Genomic DNA, 26,362 nt, shown 5'->3' with positions numbered 1-26,362 from the left:
TCGCTAATTTGGCAACTTTTAGCAAACGAGTTAACCGCCAAGATGAGCGCTGCTGTTAATTGTCTGAACTATGGCTTTCTATCCATTCTAAGATATCTTCATAAACGGTTTGGTGGTCTTTTTCATGCAAAGGCTCATGACGCATATTTGGGTAGAGTTGGATATCTACTTGACTGAAATTTTGCTTGTTTAAGCGCGTGACAATTTTGCGGATGCCGTTGCCCATATCTCCAATAGGATCATCTTCGCCACTGATAAATAGCATCGGGAAGTTTTTTGGAATAGTCATTGCCCAGCCTTTGTTTAAGCCAGTTTCCATCAGAAAGAATAATGTCATAAAGCCATTGTTGGTGAAATCAAAGCCCGTTAAGGGATCTGCTTCATAGGCTTCAATGGCGGCAGGATTTTCAGTTAACCATGCAAATTCTGATGAAGAGATGCGATCTTCAAGCTTACTATTCAAGACTTTATTCATCACCTTGGCAAACATTGCATTTGGTTTTTTGGGTGCTACTTTTGCCAGTACTTTATTGACTGGGAGTAGTACTTTAGTCAAGGGGTTGGCATCTGCTGTACCCATCAAAATAGCACCTGTAAAATTGTGTGCATGGTGCTTTAGGACATTACGCACAATAAACGAGCCCATAGAGTGACCCATTACAAAGTGTGGCACGTCAGGATGGCGGTTTTTTAAGCTATCTGCCATGACAATGACGTCTTTTAGCAGGGACTGTACTGGATGCTCTTCACCAAAAAAACCTAAATCTGCTGATGTTTTGACGGTCTTTCCATGTCCCAAATGGTCATAAGTTGCCACTGCGATACCATTATCCGCTAAAAACTGAGCGAAGTCTGCGTAACGTCCGCTATGCTCTGCCATACCGTGGACAATCAGTAACGTGGCTTTTACCGCTGTGTTTTCATGGCTTGGTTCAAAAAAACTATGATGCAAGTAATGAATATTATCGGAGGAGAGAATGTGGTCGTTACCTGTATCGGTGTTGATACTCATATAGGGTTCCTTAAACAGTTTTAATGAATGTTTTTAATAAATGGCTTTAATGGTTCATCATCTTAATGAATAGCAGGCATGATGATTTGAAATCGCCTGCTAAAATTTGGCTTATTATACGGCGCTTACCATGAACTATTGTACTGGACGTTGGTAAATCGTTTGACCTTCTTTAATGGTTGTAATGACTTTGATGTCTTTGAGCTTGCTTGCCTCTATGGTTAATGGGTTGGCATCCAAGATAACCAAATCAGCCAGTTTCCCTGGCGTCAAGGTGCCTTTGCTGTCCTCTTCAAAATACTCATAAGCGGCATTGCTGGTAATGGCCTTTAACGCTTGATACGGCGTCGCTCGCTCATTTATCCCAATGATTTTACCTGAGCGCGAAGTGCGATTGACTGCTGACCAGACTGTAAATAGCGGGTCAACAGGTGTCACTGTGTCATCAGAGTGATTGGTATATTTAAGTCCCATTCTATCAGCAGTGGCAATCGGGCTTGAAAAGTCGGCACGTTTTTTACCTAAGTTTTTAACGTGTACATCTCCCCAAAAGTAAGTATGGTTGGTAAAGAAGGACGGCAGCATATTGTATTTTTTGAATGCGGCTAGCTGATCAGGTCGGGCAAATTGAGCATGAATGGGCACAGTACGGCGATCTTTATCAGCTGCTTGACCAGTCTTTTTGACGGCATACTCGTGTGCCTTGATGAGCATATCGGTTGCGCCATCACCATTATTATGGATAAAGAGCTGATTGTCACGAGCATAGGCTTTGACAAACATCTCGTTCAGCTCATCTTGGCTGACACTTGGTAGACCGCGGCAGTCTTTTTCACAATCTGGAACTGGTGTGAGATAAGGTTGGCTAAAATAGGCGGTCTTGCCTTGTGGCGAGCCATCTGCAACGATTTTGGTACCCTGTACTTTAAAACCGTTTTGATAGGTTTTCCATACGAAGTTTTTATCAGCCAAATTCTCATCTAGGTCACTCACTCCTGCCAGTGCGACCAAGTCAATTTTGAGCTTACCAGCATCGGCTTGTTTTTGAAAAAACTGAATAGTGTTTCGAGCCGTTGAGCCATTGTGTGCCGTCGTTATGCCATTCTTTGCATAATAATCTTGCGTCTGCTCAAAGAATTTGCCTTGATTCGGCGCTAACACTTCTAGCATATTGCGCACGAACGGATACATCGCCGTTTCTTGTACGAGACCGTTTGGTTCATTAGATCCTTTAATTCGAGCAATATTACCGCCCGCTGGATTTTTACTGTCAGCAGTGATGTTCATCATGGTAAGCGCCTTGCTATTTGCCACGCCCATGTGACCACTTGTGTGTTGTAAATACACTGGGTTGTTTGGCAATACTTTATCAATCTTGCTTTTGGTCGGATGACGCCCCTCGGCGAGCTGAGTTTCATCATAACCCCAACCAAATATCCAGTCGCCATCAGCAATGTTATTGTCCACTTTATAATCTTTTAGCGTTTGCATCATTTTGGGAATACTATCGACTTGACCGATGGGCGGCGGGTTGAGATTGACCTGACCCATGGTGTTCGACACCATGTCAAAATGACTGTGCGGATCGATAAAGCTGGGTAATAAGGTTTTATCTTGTAGATTAATCTGCGCGGCATTTTTATATTTCGATTGCGCCTCTTGTAAATTGCCCACATAAGCAATCTTGCCCGCTTGGGTGACTAAGGCTTCAGCCATTTGTGGCTGATCGCCCTCCATCGTGATGATGTTGCCATTGTAATAGACAGTTGCTGAGTTGCTCATATCCTTGGGCGCGGTCTGCATGGTGGTGCAACCTATGACACTCATTAATCCAATGCTCAGTACAGTTGGTTTTAGTAATGTGCTCATATTCATTACGTTATCCTTAAAAGTGATTTGATGCTTACATCCGTGTGTCATAAGCATTGGTACGTGGTGGGCTTTCTATATTTTAAAAGTATTTATATTTTATCAGTGCATGTTGTTTTAAAAGATATGAATGTTGCAACCAATTTAGCGATAAAGCCTTGTGCGGTCAATGCTATTTAAGAGTTTTGCACTGACAACTGTGGCATTGCCAATTGGATGAGAAGGTCGATCTATAAAGCTGCTGAATATAATATCTTAAAAGCCAAATTGAAAAGTGCTGTATGACATCCTACGAAACGTCATGCTCATTTGGCATAAAAGGTGAAAATCACGCTATTAGTTGTCAATATTGTTTCACAATCAGGTATGATTAATTAGATAAATCGTAAAGTGACAAGGCTGGAAATGAGATGATAATTTTATGAAATAATCATAAAAAGCAATTGCTTGCGTGTGAATTTGTCTTTTTTAACCTTTTATTTTTGCGTCATCCTTTTTGCTTTAGAGGTGCTACTAACGGGGTTTTATACCATTATGAAATCAACTATCGAATTACTCGAGCACACGGATTTCCCAGCGCTCAAACGTCGTGAGTTAACCACGCTACAGGTCAATATGGGTTACTTATGCAATATGTCTTGTGTGCATTGTCATGTGGCTGCCAGTCCTTACCGCACAGAGATGATGTCGCGTGAGCTTGTTGAGTTGATTCTAGAAGTCTTACAAGCAAAAAATATAGAGACGCTCGATTTAACGGGCGGTGCGCCTGAGATGCATGAAGACTTTAAGTATTTGGTCACAGCCGCACGTGCCTTGGGTGTAACAGTAATTGATCGCTGTAATCTGACTATCCTGATGGAAGACGGGTATGAGGACATGGCGCAGTTTTTGGCAGACAATGAGGTCGAAGTGGTGGCTTCAATGCCCTGTTATTCATTAGAAAATGTCGATAAGCAGCGCGGAAAGGGCGCATTTGATGGCAGTATATTGGGATTGCATAAGCTCAACGCCTTAGGTTATGGCAAAGTGGGTTCAAACTTAACGCTCAACCTCGTTTATAACCCGCAAGGTGCCACGCTGCCGCCCAATCAACAGCAGCTTGAAGCGGATTATAAGCGCGAGTTAAAAGCGCATTTTGATATCGAATTTCATCAGTTATTTGCCTTGACCAATATGCCCATTCAGCGTTTTGGTGCGGTGCTATTGGCTAAAAACCAATTCCATCCCTATATGGATTTGCTCAAAGCCAATTATGTGGCCGCCAATTTAACCGAAGTCATGTGCCGATCGACCATCAGCGTTAATTGGTTAGGAGAGTTGTTTGATTGTGACTTTAACCAGCAATTAGAGATTCCAGTGCCCAACAAGTCCCGTCGGCATCTAAGCGATTTATTAACGCAAAATCCTGCTGGCGATGACATTGCCATTGCAGACCATTGCTATGGCTGTACGGCAGGGCAAGGAAGTAGCTGCGGTGGTGCGCTAGAAGAAGAGACAACAGATCGGACGATAGAAGAAATATCCTCGATTTAACCGGAGTCAATCATGTCAGTATTGAATAGCCGAAGACTTAATAGTAAAAGCCTTTTTTTAAGCAGTGGTTTATTAATCAAAGCGGCAGTGACCACTTCTATCCTGTTATCCAGTATGGCAAGTTATGCGGATTTTAATCACAGCACTTGGGATAGCTTACTTAATAAAAACGTCACCATGACCAATGGTGGCAAAGCCTCAGTCGTTAATTACAACGGTATGAAAGCGGATCAAAGCAAACTTGATAGCTACATGGCGGCGACCGGTAAAATCAGCCAGTCGGAATTTAACGCTTGGAGTAAAGATGAGCAATTGGCATTTTTGATCAACGTCTATAATGCTGGAACGGTAGAGCTGGTTTTGACCAAGTATCCTAACATCAAGTCGATTAAAGATATTGGCGGAATATTTGGTTCGCCATGGAAACAGGATTTCGTCACGCTATTAGGCAAAAAGCGCTCGCTTGATGACATCGAGCACAATCTAATCCGTGGCTCTAAACGCTACAACGAACCGCGTATTCACTTTGCAGTGAACTGTGCGAGCATCGGCTGTCCTGCGCTATTAAATGATGCTTTTACAGGGCGTAAATTAGATAAACAATTAGAGCAAGTGACGAGTAAATTCCTCGCGGATAGTAGTCGTAATCGTCTCAAAGGTAATACGTTAGAGATATCGCCAATTTTTAAATGGTATAAAGAAGACTTTGAAACCAACTGGCGTGGTACTAATGATTTAGAAGGGTTTTTGGCTCGTTACAGCTCGTCTTTAGGGCTTAATAAGTCGCAAACGGCTGAGCTAAAAGCAGGAAAAGTGAAGATTGGTTATACCGATTATAATTGGAGCCTTAATAAGAAATAATGGTAACAACAAGTAAGAGTACTGCTAACTATGACGGCTATGGCAACGGTTTCTATCATTATTCCAGTACTCAATGAGGTAGATAATTTGCCTTTATTGTTTGATAATATCAATAGGCTAAATCCAAACCCGCAGCAAGTGATACTGGTCGATGGTGGTTCAAACGATGATTCTATTGGCATAATCCAAAGTTTTATTAATGAGTTAAAGCCTGATAATGATCGTAAAATTGATCGTAAAATTGATTGGCAAATGACTGAGTCTAAAGCAGGGCGCGCGCTGCAAATGAATACAGGCGCAGCGTTAGCAACTAGCGATGTATTACTATTTTTGCATGCCGATACGCAATTGCCAATGAACGCTATAGAGAGTGTTTCTGAAGCGATGAAACGGGCAGAGTGGGGACGTTTTGATGTGCAAATAGCCAGTCGTCAACCGACACTGCGATTGGTCAGTCAAATGATTAATTGGCGCTCACGGTTGAGCGGAATCGCGACAGGCGACCAAGCTATTTTTATTAGCCAGTCTTTATTTAAGCAAATCGGTGGCTATCCTAACCAAGCGTTGATGGAAGATGTTGAGCTTTGCAAACAGTTAAAAGGTATTGCTAAACCTGCTTGTTTAAAAAGTAAAGTCATCACATCAGCAAGACGCTGGCAACAGCATGGCACTTGGCGGACGATTATTTTGATGTGGCATCTACGTTTTGATTATTGGCGCGGCGTATCAGCTGATAATATCAAAGCGCGTTATTATAAATAAAAGAATAAGCTCTTACCATGAATAAGCTCTTACCATGAATCAAAACCAACAAACTTGTATTATCCTCTTTGCCAAATTCCCCGCACAGGGCATGGCAAAAACGCGCTTGCAGCCAGCTCTTGGTATTGAAGGTGCCGTGCAAATGGCGCATAAACTACTATTGCATAGCATTGAACAAGCCGTCGCTACTGGCTTTACGGTTGAGTTATGTGTCAGTCCTGCGCCGACAGATCCATGCTGGCAAGCGCTTAATTTACTTGACTCGCTGCGATGGTCAGCACAAGCAGAGGGTGATTTGGGTTTACGTATGTTAACCGCCAGTCAGCAAGCATTAGCATGTTTCGAGCACGTTATCTTGATAGGTACGGACTGTCCGAGTCTTACAACCATTCGTATTCGACAGGCTGCCCAGCAGTTAGAAACACAAGTTAGCGTGATGATTCCCGCTTTTGATGGTGGTTATGTACTGTTTGGCTTTAAGCAAGTTGATGCTCGCTTATTTAGCACTATCGAATGGAGTACAGCGAGCGTAGCAAAGATTACTCAACAGCGCTTGGCAGAATTGAGCTGGTCTGTAAAGTTGCTAGCGCCTTTGCCTGATATCGATGAGCCTGAAGATTTACCGTATTTACCTGAAGGTTGGCTTGATGATTGCAAGTTTATTGAGAACTAATAACTGAGAACGTCTTATCATTTGAAATTTTTAGGTATTAAAAAGCCATCGAGCTATTTTGTTGACCCTATTAGGTTGATTATAGTTCGATAGCTTTTTGGTAATCATAAACTGATATGGCTAAGGCAATATTGCTGAAAGTCTGGTTTTAGTCTCTTCACTCATCGTCTCTACTGGCGTGACTAACGCTTGAGCTAAAGCTGTATGGGCAATAGAGTCAGGCTGTTCTGCTGCTAGTAGGGTGACCGCCTGCTTAATCACTGCTTGAGCATTTTCAGCATTTTTCATTAGGTTTTTTATGGCATAGTCTGCACTAACGGCTTCTTCGGTAGGGTGCCAACTATCAAAGTCTGTGACCAATGCTAGCGTTGCGTAAGCCATACTTGCTTCACGAGCAAGCTTAGCCTCTGGCATATTGGTCATACCGATGATGTCCGCTTGCATCTGCCGATACCAGTGTGACTCTGCACGAGTGGAAAACTGCGGCCCTTCGATACAGATATACGTGGCTTTTGCATGACATTGACCTTCGGCTATCTGCGCCTGAGTATAAGCACGCGTTAGAATATCCGCGACTTTAGGACATAAAGGATCAGCCATCGCGACGTGTGCCACTGCACCTTCCCCAAAGAAACTGCTGTTTCGATACTTAGTCATATCGATCATTTGATCGGGAATGACCATATCTAAGGGCTTAAGCGCGTCTCTTAGTGATCCCACCGCCGATACCGAAATGACGTAGCGTACCCCCAAGGTTTTTAGCGCATAAATATTAGCTCGATAAGGCACTTCGGAAGGGGTGAGTTTGTGACCTTGACCATGACGAGTTAGAAAAGCGACCTTTACGCCATTCAATTCACCTAAGACAATATCATCAGAGGGTTTGCCGTAAGGCGTCGATATGCTGACACTGCGTTTATTGGTTAAATCTTGCATCTGATAAAGACCACTACCACCAATGATGGCGATATCGGCAGATACTGCCGCTGACTTTTCTACACTAGATATTGTCATAAAGGTTTTCCATATTTTTAGAGTAACAGATAACGTTGCCAAGATATGTGGTGACGAATTTGCAAATTTAGATGGGATCTACTTTAAGTAAGCTGCCTTATGAGACAACTGCTTAGGGTTTATATATAAAATATAATATAATAAATCCTACAGTATGATGAAAATGCATTAAGAACGACCATTTAGTCATTTTATATCAGTATTTTTTGGTCAAATAACCTCGTTTGTATTTAGATGATTATAAAGGTTTACAATAGACACAGACTTTGTTTAAATGAATTGTCTAATGAAACATTGTTCCGCATAGCAAAACTATATTTGGCTATTGATTCATTACAAGAACTGCTGCGCCTTCACTTAAATAGCTTCGCATATAAAGTGTGAGTGTAGAGGGAATCTGGATGGCAGTTTATTTATAGCAAGAATTGCTATATTATTACAGGTCTGTAACGCATCACTATTGATATATTGATATATTGATGTCGTTAAGTGTATTAACTCGATTATTTCAAGGATGAATTCAATGCTCAACTCTCTAAAATCCCCGTTACTTTTATCAGCAATGTTAAGCGCCACTTTAGGTCTAACGGCATGCTCATCACCAAGTTCAGAAAGTACTGACAGTACGGCAACAGATAGCGCTACTACTGACACTGCCGCCGACAAGCTTGACACCAAGTTTCTTACCATCGCCACTGGCGGAGCATCTGGCCCTTATAACATCATCGGCACTTCATTATCAGAGGTCTATGTCAAAACCTTTGGGGTCAACTCAAAAACGCAAACCACTGGCGCTTCAGTCGAAAACGTCAATCTATTGACCCAAGGAAAGGTTGACATGGTGTTGGCGCTTAGTGATGTGGTCACCGATGCGATCGAAGGCAAAAATAACTTTGATAAGCCGATAACCAACATCCAACAGATTGCAGTCTTGTACCCTAATGTGGTGCAAATTGTCACCACCAAAAAATCTGGCATCAAAAATATTGAAGACCTACGTGGTAAGCGCATCGCTGTGGGCGATCAAGGCTCTGGCACAGAAGTAAATGCTCGGACGCTATTAGAAGGGTTTGGTATCACATATGATGATGTGACCGTTGACTATTTAGGCTTTGCGGAAGCAGCGGACGGTATGAAAGCGGGTAAAATTGAAGCGGCTTTCTTTAGTAGTGGTCTGCCAAACTCTTCATTGATGGAGCTAGAGCAGGGTCTAGACTTACAGTTGATCACCATCAATCAAGACAAGCTAAAAGAAATCATTGCGACTAAGCCTTACTTTAAGACTTTTGAGATTCCTGCTGGCACTTATGGCAATGACGCCGCGATTCCAACCGCAGCAATCATGAATGCTCTATTGGTGAGCTCAGAGTTGTCTGAAGCAGATGGTTACAAGCTGACCAAAGCGTTATTTGACAATTTAGACGGTCTAAAAACAGCGCACCAAGCGGCCAATGATATTAGTTTAGCAACCGCGCGTGAAGGTATGGTCGCACCTATCCATCCTGGCGCTAAAAAGTACTATGATGAGCAAGCAGCTAAATAAGCGTTTAGGGTTATTGATTGGCGTGGCAGGCATTGCCGCGCTGGTTTTTTTTACGCTATGGCATCTCTTTGTCCGTCAGCCTGTGGTGGAAGTGCGTGTCGCAGGCGTTGATGGTGCTAATGATAAAGTGTGCTACTTCGTCGAGCCAAATTTTCAACTGCGCTGGATACACTCTGTAGAAAAACAATGGTGGGAAGAGCAATACCAACGTATAGACGGCAGCAGTACAGAAGACGCTGAATTGCTGCTGACCACCACTTATTTTGAAGCTTTTGGGGCGGGCACACCCTCAACCGAAGCGCTTGCTCCGATACAAAAACCTGGCTATCTGGGTTATCAAATCAATGAGAAATTGCCTAAGCTCAATTGGGTGGTCTCACGGCTTACCAAAGGTGAGATTGACTATGGTAACTACCAGATGCTCATTCATCGCTGGGTGCCAGACTATTCTGAAGTAACGATCATGCCGAAAACGTATGGTTTCATTGATAGATTTAACAAGGATTTGTGTCATGAACTCCCAAGTGATGGATCACAATAATGTGACAACGATGTCAGATAACCATATCAATAACGACTTGCCTATACATTCCAACACGGATGCTGATACTCAGGTCGACGCTGAACTCGAGGCGCAAGCCCACAATAAAGCCATATTAGAGAAGTATGATAGAGAATCCATCACAAGGCACATCACTCAAGGACCAGTGAAGTATTTTATCGTTGGACTTTGCATTTTATATTCACTGTTTCATTTATATATCACCTTTAATCCCATGCCAGCGCTGCTACAGCGCTCTGTACACGTGGGCATTGGTTTTGCCTTAATTTTCTTAATTTTCCCCGCAAGTAAAAAAAGCAGCCGTCAGCGCGTTGCATGGTATGACTGGATTTGGTTTGCCCTGTCTTTATCTGGAATGGCTTATCTGATATATGAATATCAAGATATCGTGACCTCACGTGGCGGTATGGCCAATCAGATGGATGTGATATTTTCGCTGATTACGGTGGTCTGCGTATTAGAAGGCAGTCGCCGTATCACAGGTTGGATTTTACCGATATTGGCAGGGATATTTTTGGCGTATCCGTTTGTTAGCCATTTAGACTTTATGCCTGATAGGCTGCTGACGCGTCCTTATGACATGGGTGATATCTTTGGTCAATTATTCCTAAAAACCGAAGGCTTATACTCTGTTGCGATTGGTGCATCGGTCACTTTTATCTTTTTATTCATTCTTTTTGGTGCATTCTTAGCGCGCTCGGGAATGGGGCAGCTGTTTAATGATTTGGCATTGGCAATTGCGGGTCATAAAAAAGGCGGGCCTGCAAAAGTGGCGGTCATCTCTAGTGGTTTTATGGGCAGTATTAATGGCTCTGCTTTGTCAAACGTGGTCAGTACTGGTGCCTTTACCATTCCGCTCATGAAAAAGGTTGGTTACCACAAAGATTTTGCAGGTGCCGTTGAGGCGAGTGCCTCTGTTGGCGGGCAAATATTACCGCCGATTATGGGCGCGAGTGCCTTTATCATGGCGGAGACAACAGGCTTGCCGTATAGCACAATTGCGTTGGCGGCCTTATTGCCAGCGATATTGTATTATCTGGGCGTCATTGCGCAGGTGCATTTTCGCGCTGGTCGTCGTGATCTAAAAGGTATCGCTAAAGAAAGCTTACCAGCTGTCAAAGAAGTGTTAAAAGCCCGCGGTCATATGCTGCTACCGATCGTATTTTTGATTTTCTTATTAATCAGAAATGTGCCCGTCGGATATGCAGCGGCTTATACCATTGGTTTTACTGTCGTAGTTAGTATGCTGCGAAAAGAGACTAGAATGGGTTTCTCTGACATTTTGGGTGCATTAGAAGATGGCGCACGCCAGTCGCTCGCGGTAATGGCTGCTTGTGCAGTCGTCGGTATTATCATCGGAGTCGTGAGTCTAACCAGCTTTGGAACGGTGATGACCTCATCAATTGTCACACTTGGTGCAGGGTCGTTATTTTTCACGCTCATTTTGACCATGCTTGCCTCGATGGTATTGGGCATGGGACTACCGTCTATTCCTGCCTATATTATTACAGCAACGATGGCAGCACCAGCCTTAGCTGGTTTTGATATTCCAATTTTATCAGCGCATATGTTTGTTTTTTACTTTGGTATCTTTGCCAATATTACACCGCCTGTGTGTCTAGCCGCCTTTGCTGGTGCGGGCATATCTGGTGGCGATCCGATGAAGACAGGGTTCTTATCTCTCAAATTGGCACTCGCCGGATTTATCGTGCCGTTTATGTTTATCTATAGTCCAGCGATGTTAATGATTGATCCTACTGGGCTTGCGGTAACTGCTAAGGACTTCCCGCTACCACCTATTATCGATATTATCACGGTAGTATTGACGTCAATTACGGGTGTTATCGCACTTAGTGCAGCATTAGAGGGTTATTTTAAAAGCGATATGAGCCCAGTAACACGCGTTATTTTGGCAATCGGAGCTTTGCTGTTAATCTATCCTGGAGTAATGACTGGTCTAGTGGGTGGCGTGATCGTTATTGCTATCGCCATCCTTAATACTAGAAACAGTGGCGAGCCAACGCCAACTTTAACCATTTAAGACGTTGCGGTTAAAGGTTTTAATAATTCATTAAAGTCATAAAAAAGGGTGAATAACATAAAATGTTATTCACCCTTTTTACATGCTCAACTTAATTTTTAAGTATTAGCTCATTAAACCCCGACACTTAGCAGCCAAGTTTGCCTTCTGCTGCCAATGCTTTTTTACTACGGATTGGCGCTGGGCAGTCTTCGCCGTAGTACTGACGATCGGCAAAATAGCTTGAGCGTACCATTGGGCCTGCCCAAATGTTAAAGAAGCCAATTTTTTTACCATAATCCATATAACGCTGGAACTCGTCTGGATGGACATAACGATCGACAGGCGCGTGGTTTTTACTGGGTTGCAGATACTGACCAACCGTAATCATATCCACATTATGCGCTTTTAGGTCATCAAGCAGCGCATAAATCTCTTCTTCAGTCTCACCAAGACCGACCATAAAGCCGCACTTGGTCGCGATATCAGGGCGACGCTCTTTATAGAGTTTGAGCAAATCTAACGAATGCTGATAGTCAGAACCTGGGCGGAAGGCTTTATATAAACGAGGCACGGTTTCGATGTTATGGTTAAAGACATCTGGCGGTGTTTCAGTTAACAAGTCTAGCGCGATATCCATACGACCACGGAAATCAGGCACCAATATTTCAATGAGGCAATTCGGGCTAAGTGCGCGAGATTCATTGAGCACTTCAACGAAATGCATCGCGCCGCCATCTTTTAGATCGTCACGATCCACAGAGGTGATTACCGCATACTTAAGCTGCAAACCTAAAATAGTCTCGGCAGTGTGACGCGGCTCATCTGCATCTAGCTCATTAGGACGACCATGACCGACGTCACAGAACGGACAGCGACGGGTACAGATATCACCCATAATCATAAAGGTCGCCGTACCATCAGCGAAGCACTGCGGTAGGTTAGGGCAGGCCGCTTCCTCACAGACGGTATAGAGCTTTTGCTCACGCAAGGTGGCTTTGATACGAGCTACTTCAGCGGGCGAGGACATTTTAACCCGAATCCAATCTGGCTTTTTCTTTGCCTCGATGGTCGGAATCACTTTAATTGGGATACGGGCAACTTTATCGTAGCCACGTAGCTTTTCGCCTTGAATGGCTTTTTTAGGTTTGACCTTGGCAGCAGGCACATGTGTTTGTACGGCAGTTGTCATAATAAAGTATCTCTTAACCCTTTATAGTATAAGGGTTTATGGAATTATTAGAATGTGTTGTGAGTGAGGACATTATAGCAGAAACTTAGGGGCTAATTTTCAATGAATAATGTTTAACTGATCATTTTGAGGTGGATCATTAAGGCTACTATGGTTTGTCTCGCAACCATAGTTTTAAATATCTATATCAATATCCAACTCATTCAGGATTTCTATGGCAGCACGAAACGCTTCTTGAGTGGCAGGTGCCCCGCAATAAGGCAAGCTGTGCATTAATACTTCTCGAATCTCAGCGACACTTGCGCCATTATTGATGGCACCTCGAATGTGCCCTTTTAGCTCAGTGGGGCTTTTTTGCGCAATTAAAAAAGCGATGGTGATTAATGAGCGATATTTGCGTGGCAATACTGAGTCATCTTGCCATGTGCTGCCCCAAGCGTGCTCAATAATCCAGTCTTGTAATGGTTGGGTAAATCCAGTCGTGCTGTCAAGCGAGCGTTTGACATGCGCTTCACCCATCACGTCAGTGCGAACTTTGAGACCGTTTTGATAATTAGCGTTGCTCTTTATATGGCTGTTTTCCATATCGCTGTTTTCCCTATTTTTGTTTTCCATTGCACCACTATCCATATCATTATCCTTAATGTTTATTCATTTAATATATGGTTAATAAAAGCTGTTTTTTCAAGCGCTATTTTTCTAAGTGATATTTTCTCTAAGCTATCGTATCAAGATGATATTTTATCAAATAATATCCTACAAAGCGTCTAGCAGTCACAGCGTATTTATTTACTCATAAATCGAGGGGTGCTTGACTAAAATGACAAGCTGTATATCGATTGTGCAAGGCTGCTCAATCATATTGTTGATGGTACTATTTATATAATAAATGTTCAATATGAGCCCTTTATAACCGCTTTATGAGCCTTTTAAAGGCTGAGCCATTAACATTTAGGGCGTTTTAAGCTATGATTGCACCAATAATTATTTCATCTAGTATATAGACGCAGGCGGTCATGCTGACTACCCACGTAATGTACTAATACTCCCAACTGACGAGGACGACTATTGTGTTAGAAGCTTATCGTAAACATGTCGAAGAACGTGCTGAGCTAGGAACGGTTCCGCTACCACTGAATGAAAAACAAGTAGCAGAGTTGGTCGAACTACTAAAGAATCCACCAGCAGGCGAAGACGCGTTCTTGATGAACCTGCTAGAAAACCGTATTCCTGCTGGCGTTGACCAAGCGGCTTACGTTAAAGCGGCGTTTTTAGCAGCGATCCTTAAGGGTGAAACCTCTTCACCACTTATTAGCAAGCAAAAAGCCGTTCAAATCCTAGGCACGATGCAAGGTGGCTATAACGTTCAACCATTGGTTGCGGCACTGGATGACGCGGAAGTGGCACAAGATGCTGCTGAAGCGTTAAAAAAGACGTTGCTGGTGTTTGACGCATTCAATGACGTGACTGAAAAAGCAGAAGCGGGCAATGCTATCGCTAAAGAAGTGGTTCAATCTTGGGCTGACGCTGAATGGTTCTTGAACCGTGATGCTGTACCAGAAAAAACCACTTACACGACGTTTAAAGTGACTGGCGAAACCAACACCGATGACTTGTCGCCTGCGCAAGATGCGTGGAGCCGCCCTGATATCCCATTGCATTCATTGGCTATGCACAAAAACTCTCGCGACGGCATCACTGCTGACGAAGAGGGCGTTGTCGGTCCAATGAAGCAAATCGAAGCGTTAAAAGAAAAAGGCCATCCACTCGCTTATGTTGGTGACGTGGTAGGTACAGGCTCTAGCCGTAAGTCTGCGACCAACTCAGTATTGTGGCTGATGGGCGATGATATCCCTAACGTGCCGAACAAACGTGGTGGCGGTTTAGTACTTGGTAACAATATTGCACCTATCTTCTTTAACACCATGGAAGATTCTGGCGCATTGCCCATCGAAAAAGTAGCCGTTGATAACTTAAACATGGGTGATGTGTTTGACATCTATCCGTATGAAGGCAAAATCACTAAGCATGATTCAGATGAAGTGCTGTCTACGTTCAAATTGAACTCACCAACATTGCTTGATGAAGTTCGTGCTGGCGGTCGTATTCCATTGATCGTTGGTCGTGGTTTGACCAATCGTGCTCGCGCGTACATGGGTCTTGGACATTCAGATATCTTTGCTAAGCCAGAAGAGCCAGTTGATACGGGTAAAGGCTTTACCCTAGCGCAAAAAATGGTCGGTAAAGCTTGTGGTCTAGAGGGCGTACGTCCGGGCATGTACTGTGAGCCTAAAATGACGACTGTAGGATCGCAGGATACGACTGGTCCGATGACTCGTGATGAGCTAAAAGATTTGGCTTGCCTAGGTTTCCAGGCAGATCTAGTAATGCAGTCATTCTGTCACACTGCCGCTTATCCAAAGCCAGTTGACGTTGAAACTCAGCACACACTACCTGACTTTATCATGAACCGTGGCGGCGTAAGCTTACGTCCTGGTGATGGTATCATTCATAGCTGGTTGAACCGTATGCTACTTCCAGATACCGTTGGTACTGGTGGTGACTCGCATACGCGTTTCCCAATGGGTATCTCATTCCCAGCAGGTTCTGGTCTAGTAGCATTCGCAGCAGCAACTGGTGTGATGCCACTTGATATGCCTGAATCTGTCCGTGTACGCTTCGTTGGCGAACGTCAGGCTGGTATCACGCTACGTGACCTAGTACATGCGATTCCTTATCAAGCGATTAAAGAAGGTCTATTGACCGTTGATAAGAAAGGCAAAATCAACGAGTTCAATGGTCGTATCTTAGAGATCGAAGGTCTAGAAGATTTGACCGCTGAGCAAGCGTTTGAATTGTCTGATGCCTCAGCTGAGCGTAGTGCTGCTGGTTGTACTATCACTTTGTCTGAAGCGTCGGTGACTGAGTACTTAAACTCAAACATCACGCTACTTAAGTGGATGATCTCAGAAGGCTATGGCGATGCACGTACTATCAGCCGTCGTATCGAGCAGATGCAAGAATGGCTAGCAAACCCAAGCCTATTGCGTGCTGATGCTGATGCAGAATACGCCATCGATATGACTATCGATATGAGCACTATCAAAGAGCCTATCCTTTGCTGCCCGAACGATCCAGACGATGCAAAAACATTGGCTGATGTCGCTGGCGATACCATTGATGAAGTGTTCATTGGTTCATGTATGACCAACATCGGTCACTTCCGCGCTGCGGGTAAACTGCTACAAGACGTACCAGCAGGTAGTTTGAAAACTCGTCTATGGATTGCGCCGCCGACTAAGATGGATGCGCGTCAGTTGATGGAAGAGGGTTACTACAACATCTACGCTCAAGCCGGCGCTCGTACTGAGATGCCAGGTTGTTCACTATGTATGGGTAACCAAGCACGTATCGCACCGAAATCTACTGCGGTATCGACGTCAACTCGTAACTTCCCGAACCGTTTGGGTCAAGGCGCTAACGTATATCTAGCTTCTGCAGAGCTTGCAGCGGTCGCAGCGGTACTTGGTAAATTGCCAACCAACGAAGAATATCAGCAGTACGCTGGTATGCTTGATAGTATGGGCGAGGAAGTGTATCAGTACATGAACTTCGATCGTATGGATTCTTATACTGAAGAAGCCGACAAAATTAACGTTGCTCAATTGACCTAGTTTTGGTTTGAAAATTTAGATTATTTAAAACGAACCTCGTGTCTTATGATGCGAGGTTTTTTGTTAAGGATAAAAGTTCAAAAATATCAATAAGTCTTTGCAAACTTTTATTGAGTAATTATAATGCAAGCTGCTCATTAATTCTTAATCAGCGACTTTCACCTTTAGAGGCTAAAAATGACAAATCCGATAGAAAGTAGAAGTATGCTTGATAAAGCGACGCCGCCACCTTTGAACAACTCTGTAATGGCTAATAATCATAGCGCTGAAGCAAACTATGGCATCATCGACTGGTTCAAGAAAGGCTTGAGAAATTATACCAATTTCTCTGGGCGCGCTCGCCGTAAAGAGTACTGGTATTTCTTGCTTATACAAACAGGGTTAATGATTATTGCTATGATCCTAGATACGATCATCTTTGATACGGGCGTAGGGTTGTTTTATATACTAGTTGCACTCGGTTTGTTCATACCAAACTTAGCGGTTACTATACGTAGATTGCACGATACCAATCGCTCAGGATGGTGGATTTTAATATCACTTATTCCATTATTAGGTATTTTATTGATTATATTTCTTGCAAGCGACACTAAGCATGAAACAAATCAATGGGGTCAACCAGCAAAATAAGCGATTTCTGATGTCTGATTTTGACATAAGCACTAACTGATTTTCCCGGTTATATTAGGTATAATATAGCAGCAGGCGGAAACCGTGGCTCTGTAATGAATCTATCTTTTCTATCTCGGGACGGACCGATACTTTGATAGGCACTTTTTGTTTACGCTCAAGTGCTTTGGAGTCTTGGTTGATTACTTTATCCCCACTCAAACGTCGTATCGTCTATGTGACTATTTTCGAGCTTATCGCTATCATTTCTTCTACTTTCGTATTGATGAAGCTGAGCGGTAGCGACGCGGCAGAATCATTACCAGTTGCTGTGATGGTGTCATTGGCAGCAGTGATTTGGAACTTCTTATACAATACAGCTTTTGAAGCGTGGGAACGTCGCAAGCATGTGGCAAAGCGTACCTTACTCATTCGCAGTGCGCATGCTTTAGGATTTGAAGGCGGATTGGTATTGATTTGCTTACCACTTTATATGATTTGGTATGACGTTGGCTTAATCAAAGCTTTTATGATGGAAGCGGCGTTACTGCTATTTTTTTTGGTTTATACCTTTATCTTTACCTTGGGTTTTGACAAGATATTTACCTTACCGCATCACTATAAGATAGCCTCTGATTCTTAAGAGTTAAAAGTGTCACTTAAAGATATGTTTAATACGGAATTTTCTTGATATCGTATGACCTAAAAAAAGGCTGCCATTAGGCAGCCTTTTTGATGATAGCGCAAAACAGAGTGTGATCAGGTTATTATTTACCTTGATAAACCGGCTTACGTTTTTCCATAAAGGCGGTAATACCTTCTTTAAAATCATCCGTTTTAGCAAGCATGGTCTGTTGATCCACTTCCATATCGAGCGCTTCATTGAGACCCATATAAGCGTGCGTATTAATCATATGCTTCATTGATGCCAATGCTTTTCCGGGCAGATTGCTCAGGCGCGTTGCCAATGCCAATACGCTAGCATCCAGCTCGTCGCTACTGACCACATCATTAACCAAGTTTAAGCGTGCCATATCTTCCGCTTTGAGTTTATCGCCAAGCATGACCATCTCAGTGGTTTTTGCCACACCGATCAATTGATTCAGTAAATAAATGCCGCCAGCATCTGGTATTAAACCGATATTGACAAAGGCTTGCACGAATTTGGCATTATCAGCGGCTATGCGAAAATCACAAGTCAGTGCCAAGTTCATGCCAGCACCTGCCACTGCACCTTCTAATTTGGCGATAATAGGCTTATGAATATTACGCAGCTTTAAGCTAATCTCAGCGACTTCGCCAACCATAAAGTTTAGCTTATTCGACAGCGCCTCGCTTTCCATGCCGTTTTCTAACATCTCACCGATATGACCGCCACTTGAAAAGTTATTGCCTGCGCCTTGCAGGATGATGACTCTGACGTCTTTGTCTTCGTCTGCATTCGTTAGTGCGTTCATCATGGCATCTTTTAGCACTGTGCTAAAGGCATTCAGTGTTTTGGGATCGTTCATCGTGATGGTTGCGATATGATTTTCTACTTGATATTCGACGAGAGGGTGTGACATGGTTGATATCCTTAATTGAGTTTTCTGTAAAACATTTTTGGTAACAATAGCTATTGGCAGTAAATGTGACAAATAATGCAATGCCAAATACTATAGCAGTTTGAGCTTATTATAAAAGCAGGATCTGTGCGCGCTTAAGACATGATTCAGGTATGGTGTTTTTTGCTGCTATCATATTGCTAAAGCTATTAAACCTACCATTCAAAAATAAGGCTACTATCTGTAGAAAGGTTGAATTATGCTAGGGTATGTCCTCAATTCAATCGAGCATTCTCTACATGGGCTAAAAATGGCTAAATTTTGCCAAACTGCGTCAAATAGCTGATGAATATCACGATATTATTTGTGCTGTTTTCCTTGTTTGGCGGCAATTTTTCTCATTTTCACCATTTTCAAAATGAAGAAACGCCCTAGAAGGCAGGTTTTAAAAGACTGATTTTTTATTTCTTAAACCAACAAGGAAGTGGTTATGCCAATTATTAATGTCAATAATGTTGAACTTTATTATGAAGACAGCGCGCCAAACGATAAGCAAAAACCCGTCATGGTATTTGCCCACGGTCTGCTGTGGAATACGCACCTATTTGACAAGCAAGTTGAGTATTTTAAAGCCGGTTATCGCTGTATTACGTTTGATTTTCGAGGACAAGGTCAGTCTGAAATAACGAAGTCTGGCTATGATATGGAAACCTTAACCGAGGATACATTGGCATTATTAGAGGCACTAGATATTCATAAGTGCCATTTGTTAGGGTTGTCGATGGGTGGGTTTGTCGCCCAGCGTGTCGCACTCAAACGCCCTGAGCTATTGCTTTCGCTTACCCTGTTAGAGACTTCTGCTGATCCTGAAGATCCCAAAAACGTGCCGCAGTATCGTAAGCTGGTCAAAGCCATTCGTTGGCTGGGTCTCAAACGCGTGAGTAACAAGGTCATGCCTATTATGTTTGGCAATACTTTTTTGACAGATAAGTTGCGTAACTCTGATCGTAAGCAGTGGTTAACGATGCTACAAGGCAATCGCAAAGGCGGAGTCATTAAGGCAACGATGGGCGTCATTGAGCGGTCAGGCACCTACGATCAGCTAGGAAGTATTATGCTGCCGACATTAATCGTGGTCGGCGATGAGGATACAGCAACCCCTTATTCAAAGGCTGAACGTATGCATTTTGCGATAGCAGGGTCCAAATTGGCAGTGATCAAGGGCGCTGGTCATACCGCCACCGTAGAAGAGCCTCAGCAGGTAAATCGAGTGATTAACACCTTTTTAGCGGACTGTGTCTAGTTTTGAGTTGGTCTTAAAAAATCCTTAAATAAGGCATTGTTTTAATAGTAATAGAGTGATGGAACCTTTGTGCTAAAAAAGCCGTTATCTTGAATGTGATAACGGCTTTTTTATTGAGCGCATGTAAAAGAGTGCATTTAAAATATTGATTTGAAACTTAGGCGCTTCCGTTCAGATTGAGGACATGCCTTATTAACCTTAAGATTTTTATTTATAACCGTGCCGTATAGTCATTATTACCGTCATCAAGAGTGCCACATGCCTCGGCACGATTGACGATTTCTGTTGCCCAAGCGCGATGGGTAGCAGGCTCTAGCATGGTATTATTATATTTAAACACCGCTTTCGCCTCGCTATGCAAGATTGCTTGCGCTTCATCTAAAATGCTCAATGGTACGCAATAGGCTTGTTGCACCAGCGCAATTTGGCTTGGATGAATGACCGTTTTGCCGACCAATCCTAAGCTAACATCGCGGGTTAGCTCTTGCATAAATAGCGTTGGCTGATCCAAATATTCAAAGACAGGCGCTGTTAAATAAAAGCCATGCGGCACAAAGCAGCCGAGCAGCTGATAGGCAAGGGTGCCGATAGGAGTATCATAAACAATGCTGTTTTTGGGACGGCGCAAACGCAATGCTGCAAACAAATCATTGCCACCGATACGCAAGGCAAATACAGGCTGGCTAAAAGCTTCTTTAAAACCAATGGCCAATTCCTGATTATGATGCGGATTAAATAGCGCTGCGGTTTCAAGCGTCGGCATCAATAGTTGCTCAGTGCTCAGATTTTGACAGGCCATACGCCAATTAGACAGACTATACATATCGACTTTTGGCATGACAAAGCCATCAATCAAATCGATATGGGCAAAACCTGATAGCTGCTCTAACATCGCTGGATGACGCGGGCGTATAAATACCAGCGGGCGTGTTGGTTGCTCAATCTGAATGTCGGCATGTTTTGATGGGTCATTGATGCTATCGACATGCGTCGCCCATGTATGCAGCAACGTTTGCAAGCGCTCAAGTGCCAGCTCAACATCATTATGGCTAACCGCATCTTCTAAACAGATGATAATGCTATTAATCGTTGGTAATTTATCACGCTTAATGACTTGCCAAATATCTTGGCGAGTTGCTGGCATGTATAGGCTAGCCCCCAACTGATACGGGTGATGCGCATGTGGTTTGAGCATCGCATGACGCTCAGTAATAAGGTGAGCGTAAGACTGGGTGTTTTGATAAAGAGTAGACTCGTTGTTTTGCATATCTGACATAATTGGCATCATCAATAGTGATAAGTGAATGGGTATAAAATCTAAGAAGTATCATCAAGTGGTATGGCTTAGCAGCAATGACCGCAAACCCAAAAATACGTTTGGTAATGTCAAATTCGTTTAGCCGACAAGAAGGAGTAGTTTTACCTTTTTCTTTCGCTGCTTTGAGTTTGAGACGGGTCTGGTTTATAAAAACCGCGAGTGTAGCAATGATTAATGGTCTTCGCTACGTTGCTTGATAAGCGTGATGGCTTGATAGGGATGTATTTTATCACCTAATACACTAACAATGATATTTCGCTGGGCACATAAATGTCTTAGCAGTATGGTATCAGGATGATCAGCGCTGGCTAATAGTATGCGTTCAGGGTCACGGCGCAATATCGCCCGTGTTGCCTCTGCAATCGTTGGCTTAATGCGGTTACGATTGGCGATATCGTAGTCTGCTGCCAGCTTGTCGATTAAAGCAGCTGTCTGATAGCGCGGCTGCTGAAACGTCGGCAAACATTGCAAAGATGGGGCTAATGCACGGCGCGCTGCATCGATATGAGCGATGAAAGCTAAGCTATGGTCGACCTCAATTAAGTTATCATAAAACACGCTGCGGTGTAGCCCCAATGCTGGCTCGGTATATAAGCTACGTGATATAAGCCCCGACACCGTACTATTTAATAGCCCTGAAGGAATTAGCCAGTCATCGATACTAGCTGCAAGCCAAGCAACGCCAGCTGGATCAGCCAGCGTTAATAAGGGAATAACATCTGCCCCTTGATGAAAGATATTGGGAAAGTTTGCATGACTAGGATCGCTAAATTTTTCTAAACTATGAGCAAGCTCTTGATAAATCGCGCCTTTGCCTGTCCAGCCGTCAACAAATACGATAGGACTGTCTGGATGAGCATTCAATATCATCTGTAACGCAACTGGATCAAGTCCGCGGTCGCGAATGATGCTGATACCATAATGCATGCTCGGCAAAGCAGAGCTGCTATTAACGTCTGCTAACGCACGCTGCAACAAAACGCCAACTGGCAAACCTGCGCGCACCAAACTGACTAAGACTAGCGGGCGCTCATTACTAACGGTATGTTCATTTCGAGATTTTTGAAAAATATGATGTAGCGTATAAGCCAAATTAGCAATATCAGTGGAAGTCCTCTCAGCTCCTTGCTCTAATGCTTGCGTGTATAGGTGCTCATGCATAGCAGTAGGCGCTTGCTCCAAGGTCAACATATCAGAATAATGACGTTGCCCACTTTGAATAAGTGCTTCTTTTTGACTGACTGGCACATCGGCGACCGCGTTTTTAGCGACTATATCGAGCAGTACGGTCACATCACTGGCAAGATAGCTGCCTGAGCCATATGCTTCTAATTTTTGAACATTAGGGTTCGTTATATGATGGGTCATAAAATAATTTCTACTTCTATAAACGGCGGCGATTATTGTTTTTATTTAGGAGAGATTAAGGGTTTAGAATGATTGAGCGCTAAGTCGTTCATGTAACTGACCATGATTGGGCATACCATACCAGTCAAGCAGCTGTAAAAATGGTAAATCAGCCAGACTGTCACCAAAGCCAAAGCTTGGTCGTTGACTGTCTAAATGATGGTCTAGCAGAAATTGTACCGCATGGCGCTTATGAACTGCGTGCGGCAATATCGCTAGATTATTCGCATTCACGTGCACATAAAAATCCTGCTCAAAGTCTCGTATTAACGTTGGCAGTTTTGCAGCGAGATCTACTAATGCTTGATGGTCTTTTTGCGCATGTTTGATAGCCAGATAAATGGTTAATTCTCTATTATCAGCGCCCTTACTAAAGCTATCGATATGCGGTGTAAAGACCAGCTGGCTACTGTCATTTTTGCTGTGATTCGCGAATAGCTGGCTCAGCTGCTGTAATTTTTCCTGCAATGGCGCAAGCTTATTATACATATACTGTTGCCACTGGGCTTGTAACATACCTTCTTTGTCAAGAATAATCGCGCCATGAGTCAAAATTTGCCAGCTATCAAAAGGCAGTTTAACACGCTGGATTTCACTGCGGTCGCGTGCCGTCACTACGATTAGATCAGTGCTAGCAAGTAGCCAATTAAACAATGTGGCTTGGCGCTGATTCATAAAACTTAATGGCTCGCCTTGTTTGTTAACGGTTGCGCAAATCAAGTTTTCAGCTTCAGTAGTGGGTAATTTCCACGCATCAATTTTACGCTGAGTTTGAAAGAGCGTATCGTCCAAATCCATCAGTGCGTAAGGCTTAACGATATGAGGATTGGCTTGAAAAAATGGGCTGGTCATAAAGGTGTCCATAAAAGTTGAATGTGAAAAGCAGAGCTGGATTTAGAGGATAGTGGTAAGAGCACAGTTCTTATAAAATAATTTACAGCGTCGGACTCACCACCAATACATTCTCCAAACCTTTCCACATAGTATCAACGCTATCAGCGGACGTTTCTACACACAAGACAATCAAATCCCAATCGCTAGGTGTAACGTTATACGCAAAGTTGGTCATACCAAGCCCATAATTATCATTAAAACTTAACATCGAGGTAATTGCGCCACCAAGCGCAATCGGTGAGCGGGTTAACGCACTAAAATTAACCGTATGCTTACTATTCTCTACATGCGTATTTTGCGCAAGCCATTCCGCCAATAAAAACGGTAACCAAACAAACTCATTACTGCCCAATACTAAGATACGCTGTGGCAACTGTTCTTTATCAAACGGCTCTTTCTCAGGTTGAGTTTGCTTGTTAAAAACGTTAAAGGCAGTTTGAAACCTCAAAAGATAATGATCAAACCCATCGGTGCTATCTAGGGTTGGGAAACGTCCCCAATTACCAGTATTACCTAGAGACTGACTGCCTGCTTCAGTTGTATCAACCGATGGCATCGTTATCGGTTCGGGATTGGGCGCATCCGTCCAAGTCCATGCACCAGACAGTAGATGATGGCGTTGAAAGTGGATATTGGGCAGGCGTTTTGCGATTTGGTCATATACAGCTTCATTGGCATCGGCTGCCTTCTGCTTCTGGTTTAAAGACCAATCAACCAAAGTGGTAAGATGTACTTGCTCTAGTTGGTCAAGTCCTGCGTTACGAAGGGCAGTGACGACATTGACGCAAGTATTGCCCGTCGATGCTTCATCATCCACCATAATCAAGGTCTTGCTCGCTAGTAATTGCGCTTGGGTCACTGTATCTGCACTTTGATAAATGAGATGCTGGCTGGCATGACTGTGGTCTTCGCTGAAAGTGGTTAATAAAGAGTCGCTGCTACTGTCCTTATTGTCATCATGTTGCGCATGACGCGTAGAGTTCAATAGTAAGGCATTGGGATAACGCGTTTGCAGCGCTTGGTGCACACCGGCCGATAAGCCAACCGCCGTCTCTGCCATACCGATGACTAAAATCGGCTCAGGCAAATCGCTAGGAACCAAATTCGCCAAGTCAGTAAAAGCATGACGCATGGTACTAGGAGCCACTGGAATATGACGACCTAATACTTTTGAGACAAACAAAAAGGCACGTTTTGGGTTAATGCGTTGTGCAAAGCCAAGTAAGTCTTCTAATTGATAATCGTTACTTGGTTCTGCCCCATTTCTCGTAGTGGCTGAATTGGTTTGATAGGTTAAATCAAGATTGCCGCGTGGTAGGGTAATGGTGCAGACATAGCTTTTGTTCATGGAAATACTGTTTGTAGTCATATAAAGGTTTCAACGTTATTGAGTGCTAAAATCGTAGTGTTTCTTTTGCAAGGTTTAGTTCTTGAGCTTTTTCTTGAAGTACCAGTTTCACAGATTCAGGTAAGTGAGTGTATTTGTCAGGATGAAAGTCTTTGATCTTTAACCTATAAGCTCTACGCATTTCTTCGATAGTAGCTCCTTCTAACAAACCAAGAATCTTTAATGCTTTTAGATTATCAGAAGCTTCTGTAGGTTTGTCTTGGTTTTTAAGGGTTTCAAAACCAGAGTAAACATCCTCTAATATTTCATTGCTAATGCCCATTAATTTGCTCAGATTTTTAATCTCTGCTAGACCTTTTTCTATATGCAACCATTTTCCTGACTCTAGGTTATTGATTATTATCCGAGCGGATGCATAGAAAACAGTATTCTTGTCATTAGTAGTATTTGCTCTATTATTGAAATCCTTAACACATTCTCTCAAATCTATTGAAGTACCTGATAAGATTTTCATTTGATTTTTTAAAAAATCTCGTTCTTCTGGATTGCTTTCTATGTGATTTGAAAAAACATTTTTGATAACTTTAATGTTGTCTTTGGACCAAGATTTTGAATCATTGGAGTCACCTTTTTTTATGGAGTAGTAAGCCAAAATTTTTATTGTAGGAATGAACCATTCCATAAGTAAAAAAGAGCTAGAGCTTATACGAATTTCCTCTTGAGATTTGAGTTTATCGAGAATAACGCCATCCTTTAAAAGCGTAATATTAAAATCTAAGGTGATGTCTTTATTTCTAGGCAAAATTAAAGCATTGATAGGTACACTTATTGAGTAAAGATCATTATTATCGTTATTGCGAGCACCAGTTATAAAGTTGCCTTCTTCATCATTAAAAATATCATAATAACTTTTTACATTTTGACCCTGATAAGCAAGTTCAAGAATAACAACTTCTGTTCCATAAGGAATAGTATCCATACTTAAATGTAGATACTTGCCCTCTAGCTTCGTAGTGTAGGAATAGTTTCTAGTGGCAGTATTATCTGAAACACTTTCATCGTCATTTGACAAAGCACCTATTATGAAAAAAACAGCAACTAAAATTATTATATAAATCATATCTATTTTCTTACTTTAGTTATTAATTTTTATTGGAATTTTTTATTACATTTGTACTAAAATTTTTGCTTTGTATATATAGTTTGAAATAAAAAAAGGTGCAA

The 26,362-nt window shown here is 42.8% G+C and carries 22 protein-coding genes; 11 read left to right on the top strand and 11 right to left on the bottom strand.

Annotation, left to right across the window (positions count from 1 at the left end; translation table 11 throughout):
* Positions 1–55: 55 nt before the first annotated feature.
* Complete coding sequence (locus JMW85_RS09985; protein ID WP_201581648.1) at positions 56–1,012, bottom strand: alpha/beta fold hydrolase; 957 nt, start codon at positions 1,010–1,012, stop codon at positions 56–58.
* A 135-nt stretch (positions 1,013–1,147) separates the two neighbouring features.
* A complete protein-coding gene (locus JMW85_RS09980) occupies positions 1,148–2,881 on the bottom strand; it encodes an amidohydrolase (protein ID WP_201581647.1) in 1,734 nt (577 codons plus the stop codon).
* 534 nt (positions 2,882–3,415) lie between these two features.
* Between JMW85_RS09980 and arsS the strand changes: the two genes are divergently transcribed.
* From arsS to JMW85_RS09960, 4 genes are read left to right on the top strand one after another with little or no spacing between them, the layout of a single operon-like run.
* Positions 3,416–4,414 carry an arsenosugar biosynthesis radical SAM (seleno)protein ArsS gene (arsS, locus tag JMW85_RS09975; protein WP_201581646.1) on the top strand — a complete coding sequence of 333 codons (999 nt, stop codon included), beginning with the start codon at positions 3,416–3,418 and terminating at the stop codon, positions 4,412–4,414.
* A 12-nt stretch (positions 4,415–4,426) separates the two neighbouring features.
* A complete protein-coding gene (locus JMW85_RS09970; protein WP_201581645.1) occupies positions 4,427–5,275 on the top strand; it encodes a DUF547 domain-containing protein in 849 nt (282 codons plus the stop codon).
* Between the two features lie 39 nt (positions 5,276–5,314).
* On the top strand, positions 5,315–6,037 hold the full coding sequence (locus JMW85_RS09965; RefSeq protein ID WP_265090743.1) for a TIGR04283 family arsenosugar biosynthesis glycosyltransferase: 723 nt from the start codon (positions 5,315–5,317) through the stop codon (positions 6,035–6,037).
* A gap of 34 nt (positions 6,038–6,071) precedes the next feature.
* On the top strand, positions 6,072–6,710 hold the full coding sequence (locus JMW85_RS09960) for a TIGR04282 family arsenosugar biosynthesis glycosyltransferase (RefSeq protein WP_201581643.1): 639 nt from the start codon (positions 6,072–6,074) through the stop codon (positions 6,708–6,710).
* 120 nt (positions 6,711–6,830) lie between these two features.
* Here the strand turns inward: JMW85_RS09960 and mtnP are convergent, their stop codons facing one another.
* Complete coding sequence (gene mtnP / locus JMW85_RS09955) at positions 6,831–7,724, bottom strand: S-methyl-5'-thioadenosine phosphorylase (RefSeq protein WP_055123857.1); 894 nt, start codon at positions 7,722–7,724, stop codon at positions 6,831–6,833.
* A 523-nt stretch (positions 7,725–8,247) separates the two neighbouring features.
* Here mtnP and JMW85_RS09950 point away from each other — a divergent pair.
* The 3 genes from JMW85_RS09950 to JMW85_RS09940 are packed head-to-tail and all read left to right on the top strand — an operon-like array spanning position 8,248 to position 11,870.
* Positions 8,248–9,267: a TAXI family TRAP transporter solute-binding subunit gene (locus JMW85_RS09950; protein WP_055123858.1), complete on the top strand. Its 1,020-nt coding sequence runs from the start codon at positions 8,248–8,250 to the stop codon at positions 9,265–9,267.
* Entirely contained in the window at positions 9,248–9,808 is a 561-nt protein-coding gene (locus JMW85_RS09945; protein WP_227681784.1) for a DUF1850 domain-containing protein, read from the top strand. The genes JMW85_RS09950 and JMW85_RS09945 overlap by 20 nt, the downstream gene beginning before the upstream one ends.
* Positions 9,780–11,870 (top strand): TRAP transporter permease, encoded by a 2,091-nt coding sequence (locus tag JMW85_RS09940; RefSeq protein WP_201581641.1) that lies wholly within the window; start codon positions 9,780–9,782, stop codon positions 11,868–11,870. Before JMW85_RS09945 ends, JMW85_RS09940 begins: the two co-directional genes overlap by 29 nt.
* A gap of 127 nt (positions 11,871–11,997) precedes the next feature.
* On the opposite strand, the gene lipA is transcribed toward JMW85_RS09940, so the two are convergent.
* Positions 11,998–13,041: a lipoyl synthase gene (gene lipA / locus JMW85_RS09935; RefSeq protein WP_055123860.1), complete on the bottom strand. Its 1,044-nt coding sequence runs from the start codon at positions 13,039–13,041 to the stop codon at positions 11,998–12,000.
* Positions 13,042–13,215: 174 nt separating this feature from the next.
* Positions 13,216–13,626 (bottom strand): carboxymuconolactone decarboxylase family protein, encoded by a 411-nt coding sequence (locus JMW85_RS09930; RefSeq protein ID WP_055124038.1) that lies wholly within the window; start codon positions 13,624–13,626, stop codon positions 13,216–13,218.
* A gap of 485 nt (positions 13,627–14,111) precedes the next feature.
* Between JMW85_RS09930 and acnB the strand changes: the two genes are divergently transcribed.
* From acnB to JMW85_RS09915, 3 genes are all read left to right on the top strand, one after another.
* The gene (gene acnB, locus JMW85_RS09925) at positions 14,112–16,715 is read left to right on the top strand and encodes a bifunctional aconitate hydratase 2/2-methylisocitrate dehydratase (protein WP_055123861.1); all 2,604 of its coding nucleotides are present in this window, start codon (positions 14,112–14,114) and stop codon (positions 16,713–16,715) included.
* Positions 16,716–16,892: 177 nt separating this feature from the next.
* Positions 16,893–17,345 (top strand): DUF805 domain-containing protein, encoded by a 453-nt coding sequence (locus tag JMW85_RS09920; RefSeq protein ID WP_227681782.1) that lies wholly within the window; start codon positions 16,893–16,895, stop codon positions 17,343–17,345.
* Positions 17,346–17,523: 178 nt separating this feature from the next.
* On the top strand, positions 17,524–17,967 hold the full coding sequence (locus tag JMW85_RS09915) for a PACE efflux transporter (protein WP_201581640.1): 444 nt from the start codon (positions 17,524–17,526) through the stop codon (positions 17,965–17,967).
* 124 nt (positions 17,968–18,091) lie between these two features.
* On the opposite strand, the gene JMW85_RS09910 is transcribed toward JMW85_RS09915, so the two are convergent.
* Positions 18,092–18,889, bottom strand: coding sequence for an enoyl-CoA hydratase/isomerase family protein (locus tag JMW85_RS09910; RefSeq protein WP_055123862.1), 798 nt, complete (start codon positions 18,887–18,889; stop codon positions 18,092–18,094).
* A 469-nt stretch (positions 18,890–19,358) separates the two neighbouring features.
* On the opposite strand from JMW85_RS09910, the gene JMW85_RS09905 reads away from it, so the two are divergent.
* On the top strand, positions 19,359–20,171 hold the full coding sequence (locus JMW85_RS09905; RefSeq protein WP_201581639.1) for an alpha/beta fold hydrolase: 813 nt from the start codon (positions 19,359–19,361) through the stop codon (positions 20,169–20,171).
* A gap of 211 nt (positions 20,172–20,382) precedes the next feature.
* Here the strand turns inward: JMW85_RS09905 and JMW85_RS09900 are convergent, their stop codons facing one another.
* From JMW85_RS09900 to JMW85_RS09880, 5 genes are all read right to left on the bottom strand, one after another.
* Positions 20,383–21,447 (bottom strand): HpcH/HpaI aldolase/citrate lyase family protein, encoded by a 1,065-nt coding sequence (locus JMW85_RS09900; RefSeq protein WP_083475641.1) that lies wholly within the window; start codon positions 21,445–21,447, stop codon positions 20,383–20,385.
* A 213-nt stretch (positions 21,448–21,660) separates the two neighbouring features.
* Positions 21,661–22,857, bottom strand: coding sequence for a cysteine protease StiP domain-containing protein (locus tag JMW85_RS09895; protein WP_201581638.1), 1,197 nt, complete (start codon positions 22,855–22,857; stop codon positions 21,661–21,663).
* 63 nt (positions 22,858–22,920) lie between these two features.
* Positions 22,921–23,748 (bottom strand): HAD hydrolase family protein, encoded by an 828-nt coding sequence (locus JMW85_RS09890; protein ID WP_201581637.1) that lies wholly within the window; start codon positions 23,746–23,748, stop codon positions 22,921–22,923.
* 82 nt (positions 23,749–23,830) lie between these two features.
* Positions 23,831–25,138 (bottom strand): phosphoribosyltransferase domain-containing protein, encoded by a 1,308-nt coding sequence (locus JMW85_RS09885; protein WP_201581636.1) that lies wholly within the window; start codon positions 25,136–25,138, stop codon positions 23,831–23,833.
* A gap of 46 nt (positions 25,139–25,184) precedes the next feature.
* Positions 25,185–26,258, bottom strand: a complete 1,074-nt coding sequence (locus JMW85_RS09880) for a J domain-containing protein (protein ID WP_201581635.1) — start codon at positions 26,256–26,258, stop codon at positions 25,185–25,187.
* Between the last annotated feature and the right edge of the window lie 104 nt (positions 26,259–26,362).

Source organism: Psychrobacter glacincola, from assembly GCF_904846075.1.
Lineage (GTDB): Bacteria > Pseudomonadota > Gammaproteobacteria > Pseudomonadales > Moraxellaceae > Psychrobacter > Psychrobacter glacincola_C.
This window is presented reverse-complemented; position numbering and strand designations above follow the sequence as displayed.

Excerpts from the sequence above, each read along its gene's own strand:
- JMW85_RS09940 (WP_201581641.1), top strand. The coding sequence starts at position 9,780 with ATGAACTCCCAAGTGATGGATCACAATAATGTGACAACGATGTCAGAT.
- JMW85_RS09980 (WP_201581647.1), bottom strand. The coding sequence starts at position 2,881 with ATGAGCACATTACTAAAACCAACTGTACTGAGCATTGGATTAATGAGT.
- JMW85_RS09920 (WP_227681782.1), top strand. The coding sequence starts at position 16,893 with ATGACAAATCCGATAGAAAGTAGAAGTATGCTTGATAAAGCGACGCCG.
- JMW85_RS09895 (WP_201581638.1), bottom strand. The coding sequence starts at position 22,857 with ATGACCCATCATATAACGAACCCTAATGTTCAAAAATTAGAAGCATAT.
- JMW85_RS09970 (WP_201581645.1), top strand. The coding sequence starts at position 4,427 with ATGTCAGTATTGAATAGCCGAAGACTTAATAGTAAAAGCCTTTTTTTA.
- JMW85_RS09930 (WP_055124038.1), bottom strand. The coding sequence starts at position 13,626 with ATGGAAAACAGCCATATAAAGAGCAACGCTAATTATCAAAACGGTCTC.
- JMW85_RS09905 (WP_201581639.1), top strand. The coding sequence starts at position 19,359 with ATGCCAATTATTAATGTCAATAATGTTGAACTTTATTATGAAGACAGC.
- JMW85_RS09965 (WP_265090743.1), top strand. The coding sequence starts at position 5,315 with ATGGCAACGGTTTCTATCATTATTCCAGTACTCAATGAGGTAGATAAT.
- JMW85_RS09880 (WP_201581635.1), bottom strand. The coding sequence starts at position 26,258 with ATGATTTATATAATAATTTTAGTTGCTGTTTTTTTCATAATAGGTGCT.
- JMW85_RS09985 (WP_201581648.1), bottom strand. The coding sequence starts at position 1,012 with ATGAGTATCAACACCGATACAGGTAACGACCACATTCTCTCCTCCGAT.
- JMW85_RS09890 (WP_201581637.1), bottom strand. The coding sequence starts at position 23,748 with ATGACCAGCCCATTTTTTCAAGCCAATCCTCATATCGTTAAGCCTTAC.
- mtnP (WP_055123857.1), bottom strand. The coding sequence starts at position 7,724 with ATGACAATATCTAGTGTAGAAAAGTCAGCGGCAGTATCTGCCGATATC.
- JMW85_RS09900 (WP_083475641.1), bottom strand. The coding sequence starts at position 21,447 with ATGTCAGATATGCAAAACAACGAGTCTACTCTTTATCAAAACACCCAG.
- JMW85_RS09960 (WP_201581643.1), top strand. The coding sequence starts at position 6,072 with ATGAATCAAAACCAACAAACTTGTATTATCCTCTTTGCCAAATTCCCC.
- JMW85_RS09945 (WP_227681784.1), top strand. The coding sequence starts at position 9,248 with ATGAGCAAGCAGCTAAATAAGCGTTTAGGGTTATTGATTGGCGTGGCA.
- arsS (WP_201581646.1), top strand. The coding sequence starts at position 3,416 with ATGAAATCAACTATCGAATTACTCGAGCACACGGATTTCCCAGCGCTC.
- JMW85_RS09950 (WP_055123858.1), top strand. The coding sequence starts at position 8,248 with ATGCTCAACTCTCTAAAATCCCCGTTACTTTTATCAGCAATGTTAAGC.
- JMW85_RS09885 (WP_201581636.1), bottom strand. The coding sequence starts at position 25,138 with ATGAACAAAAGCTATGTCTGCACCATTACCCTACCACGCGGCAATCTT.
- lipA (WP_055123860.1), bottom strand. The coding sequence starts at position 13,041 with ATGACAACTGCCGTACAAACACATGTGCCTGCTGCCAAGGTCAAACCT.
- JMW85_RS09910 (WP_055123862.1), bottom strand. The coding sequence starts at position 18,889 with ATGTCACACCCTCTCGTCGAATATCAAGTAGAAAATCATATCGCAACC.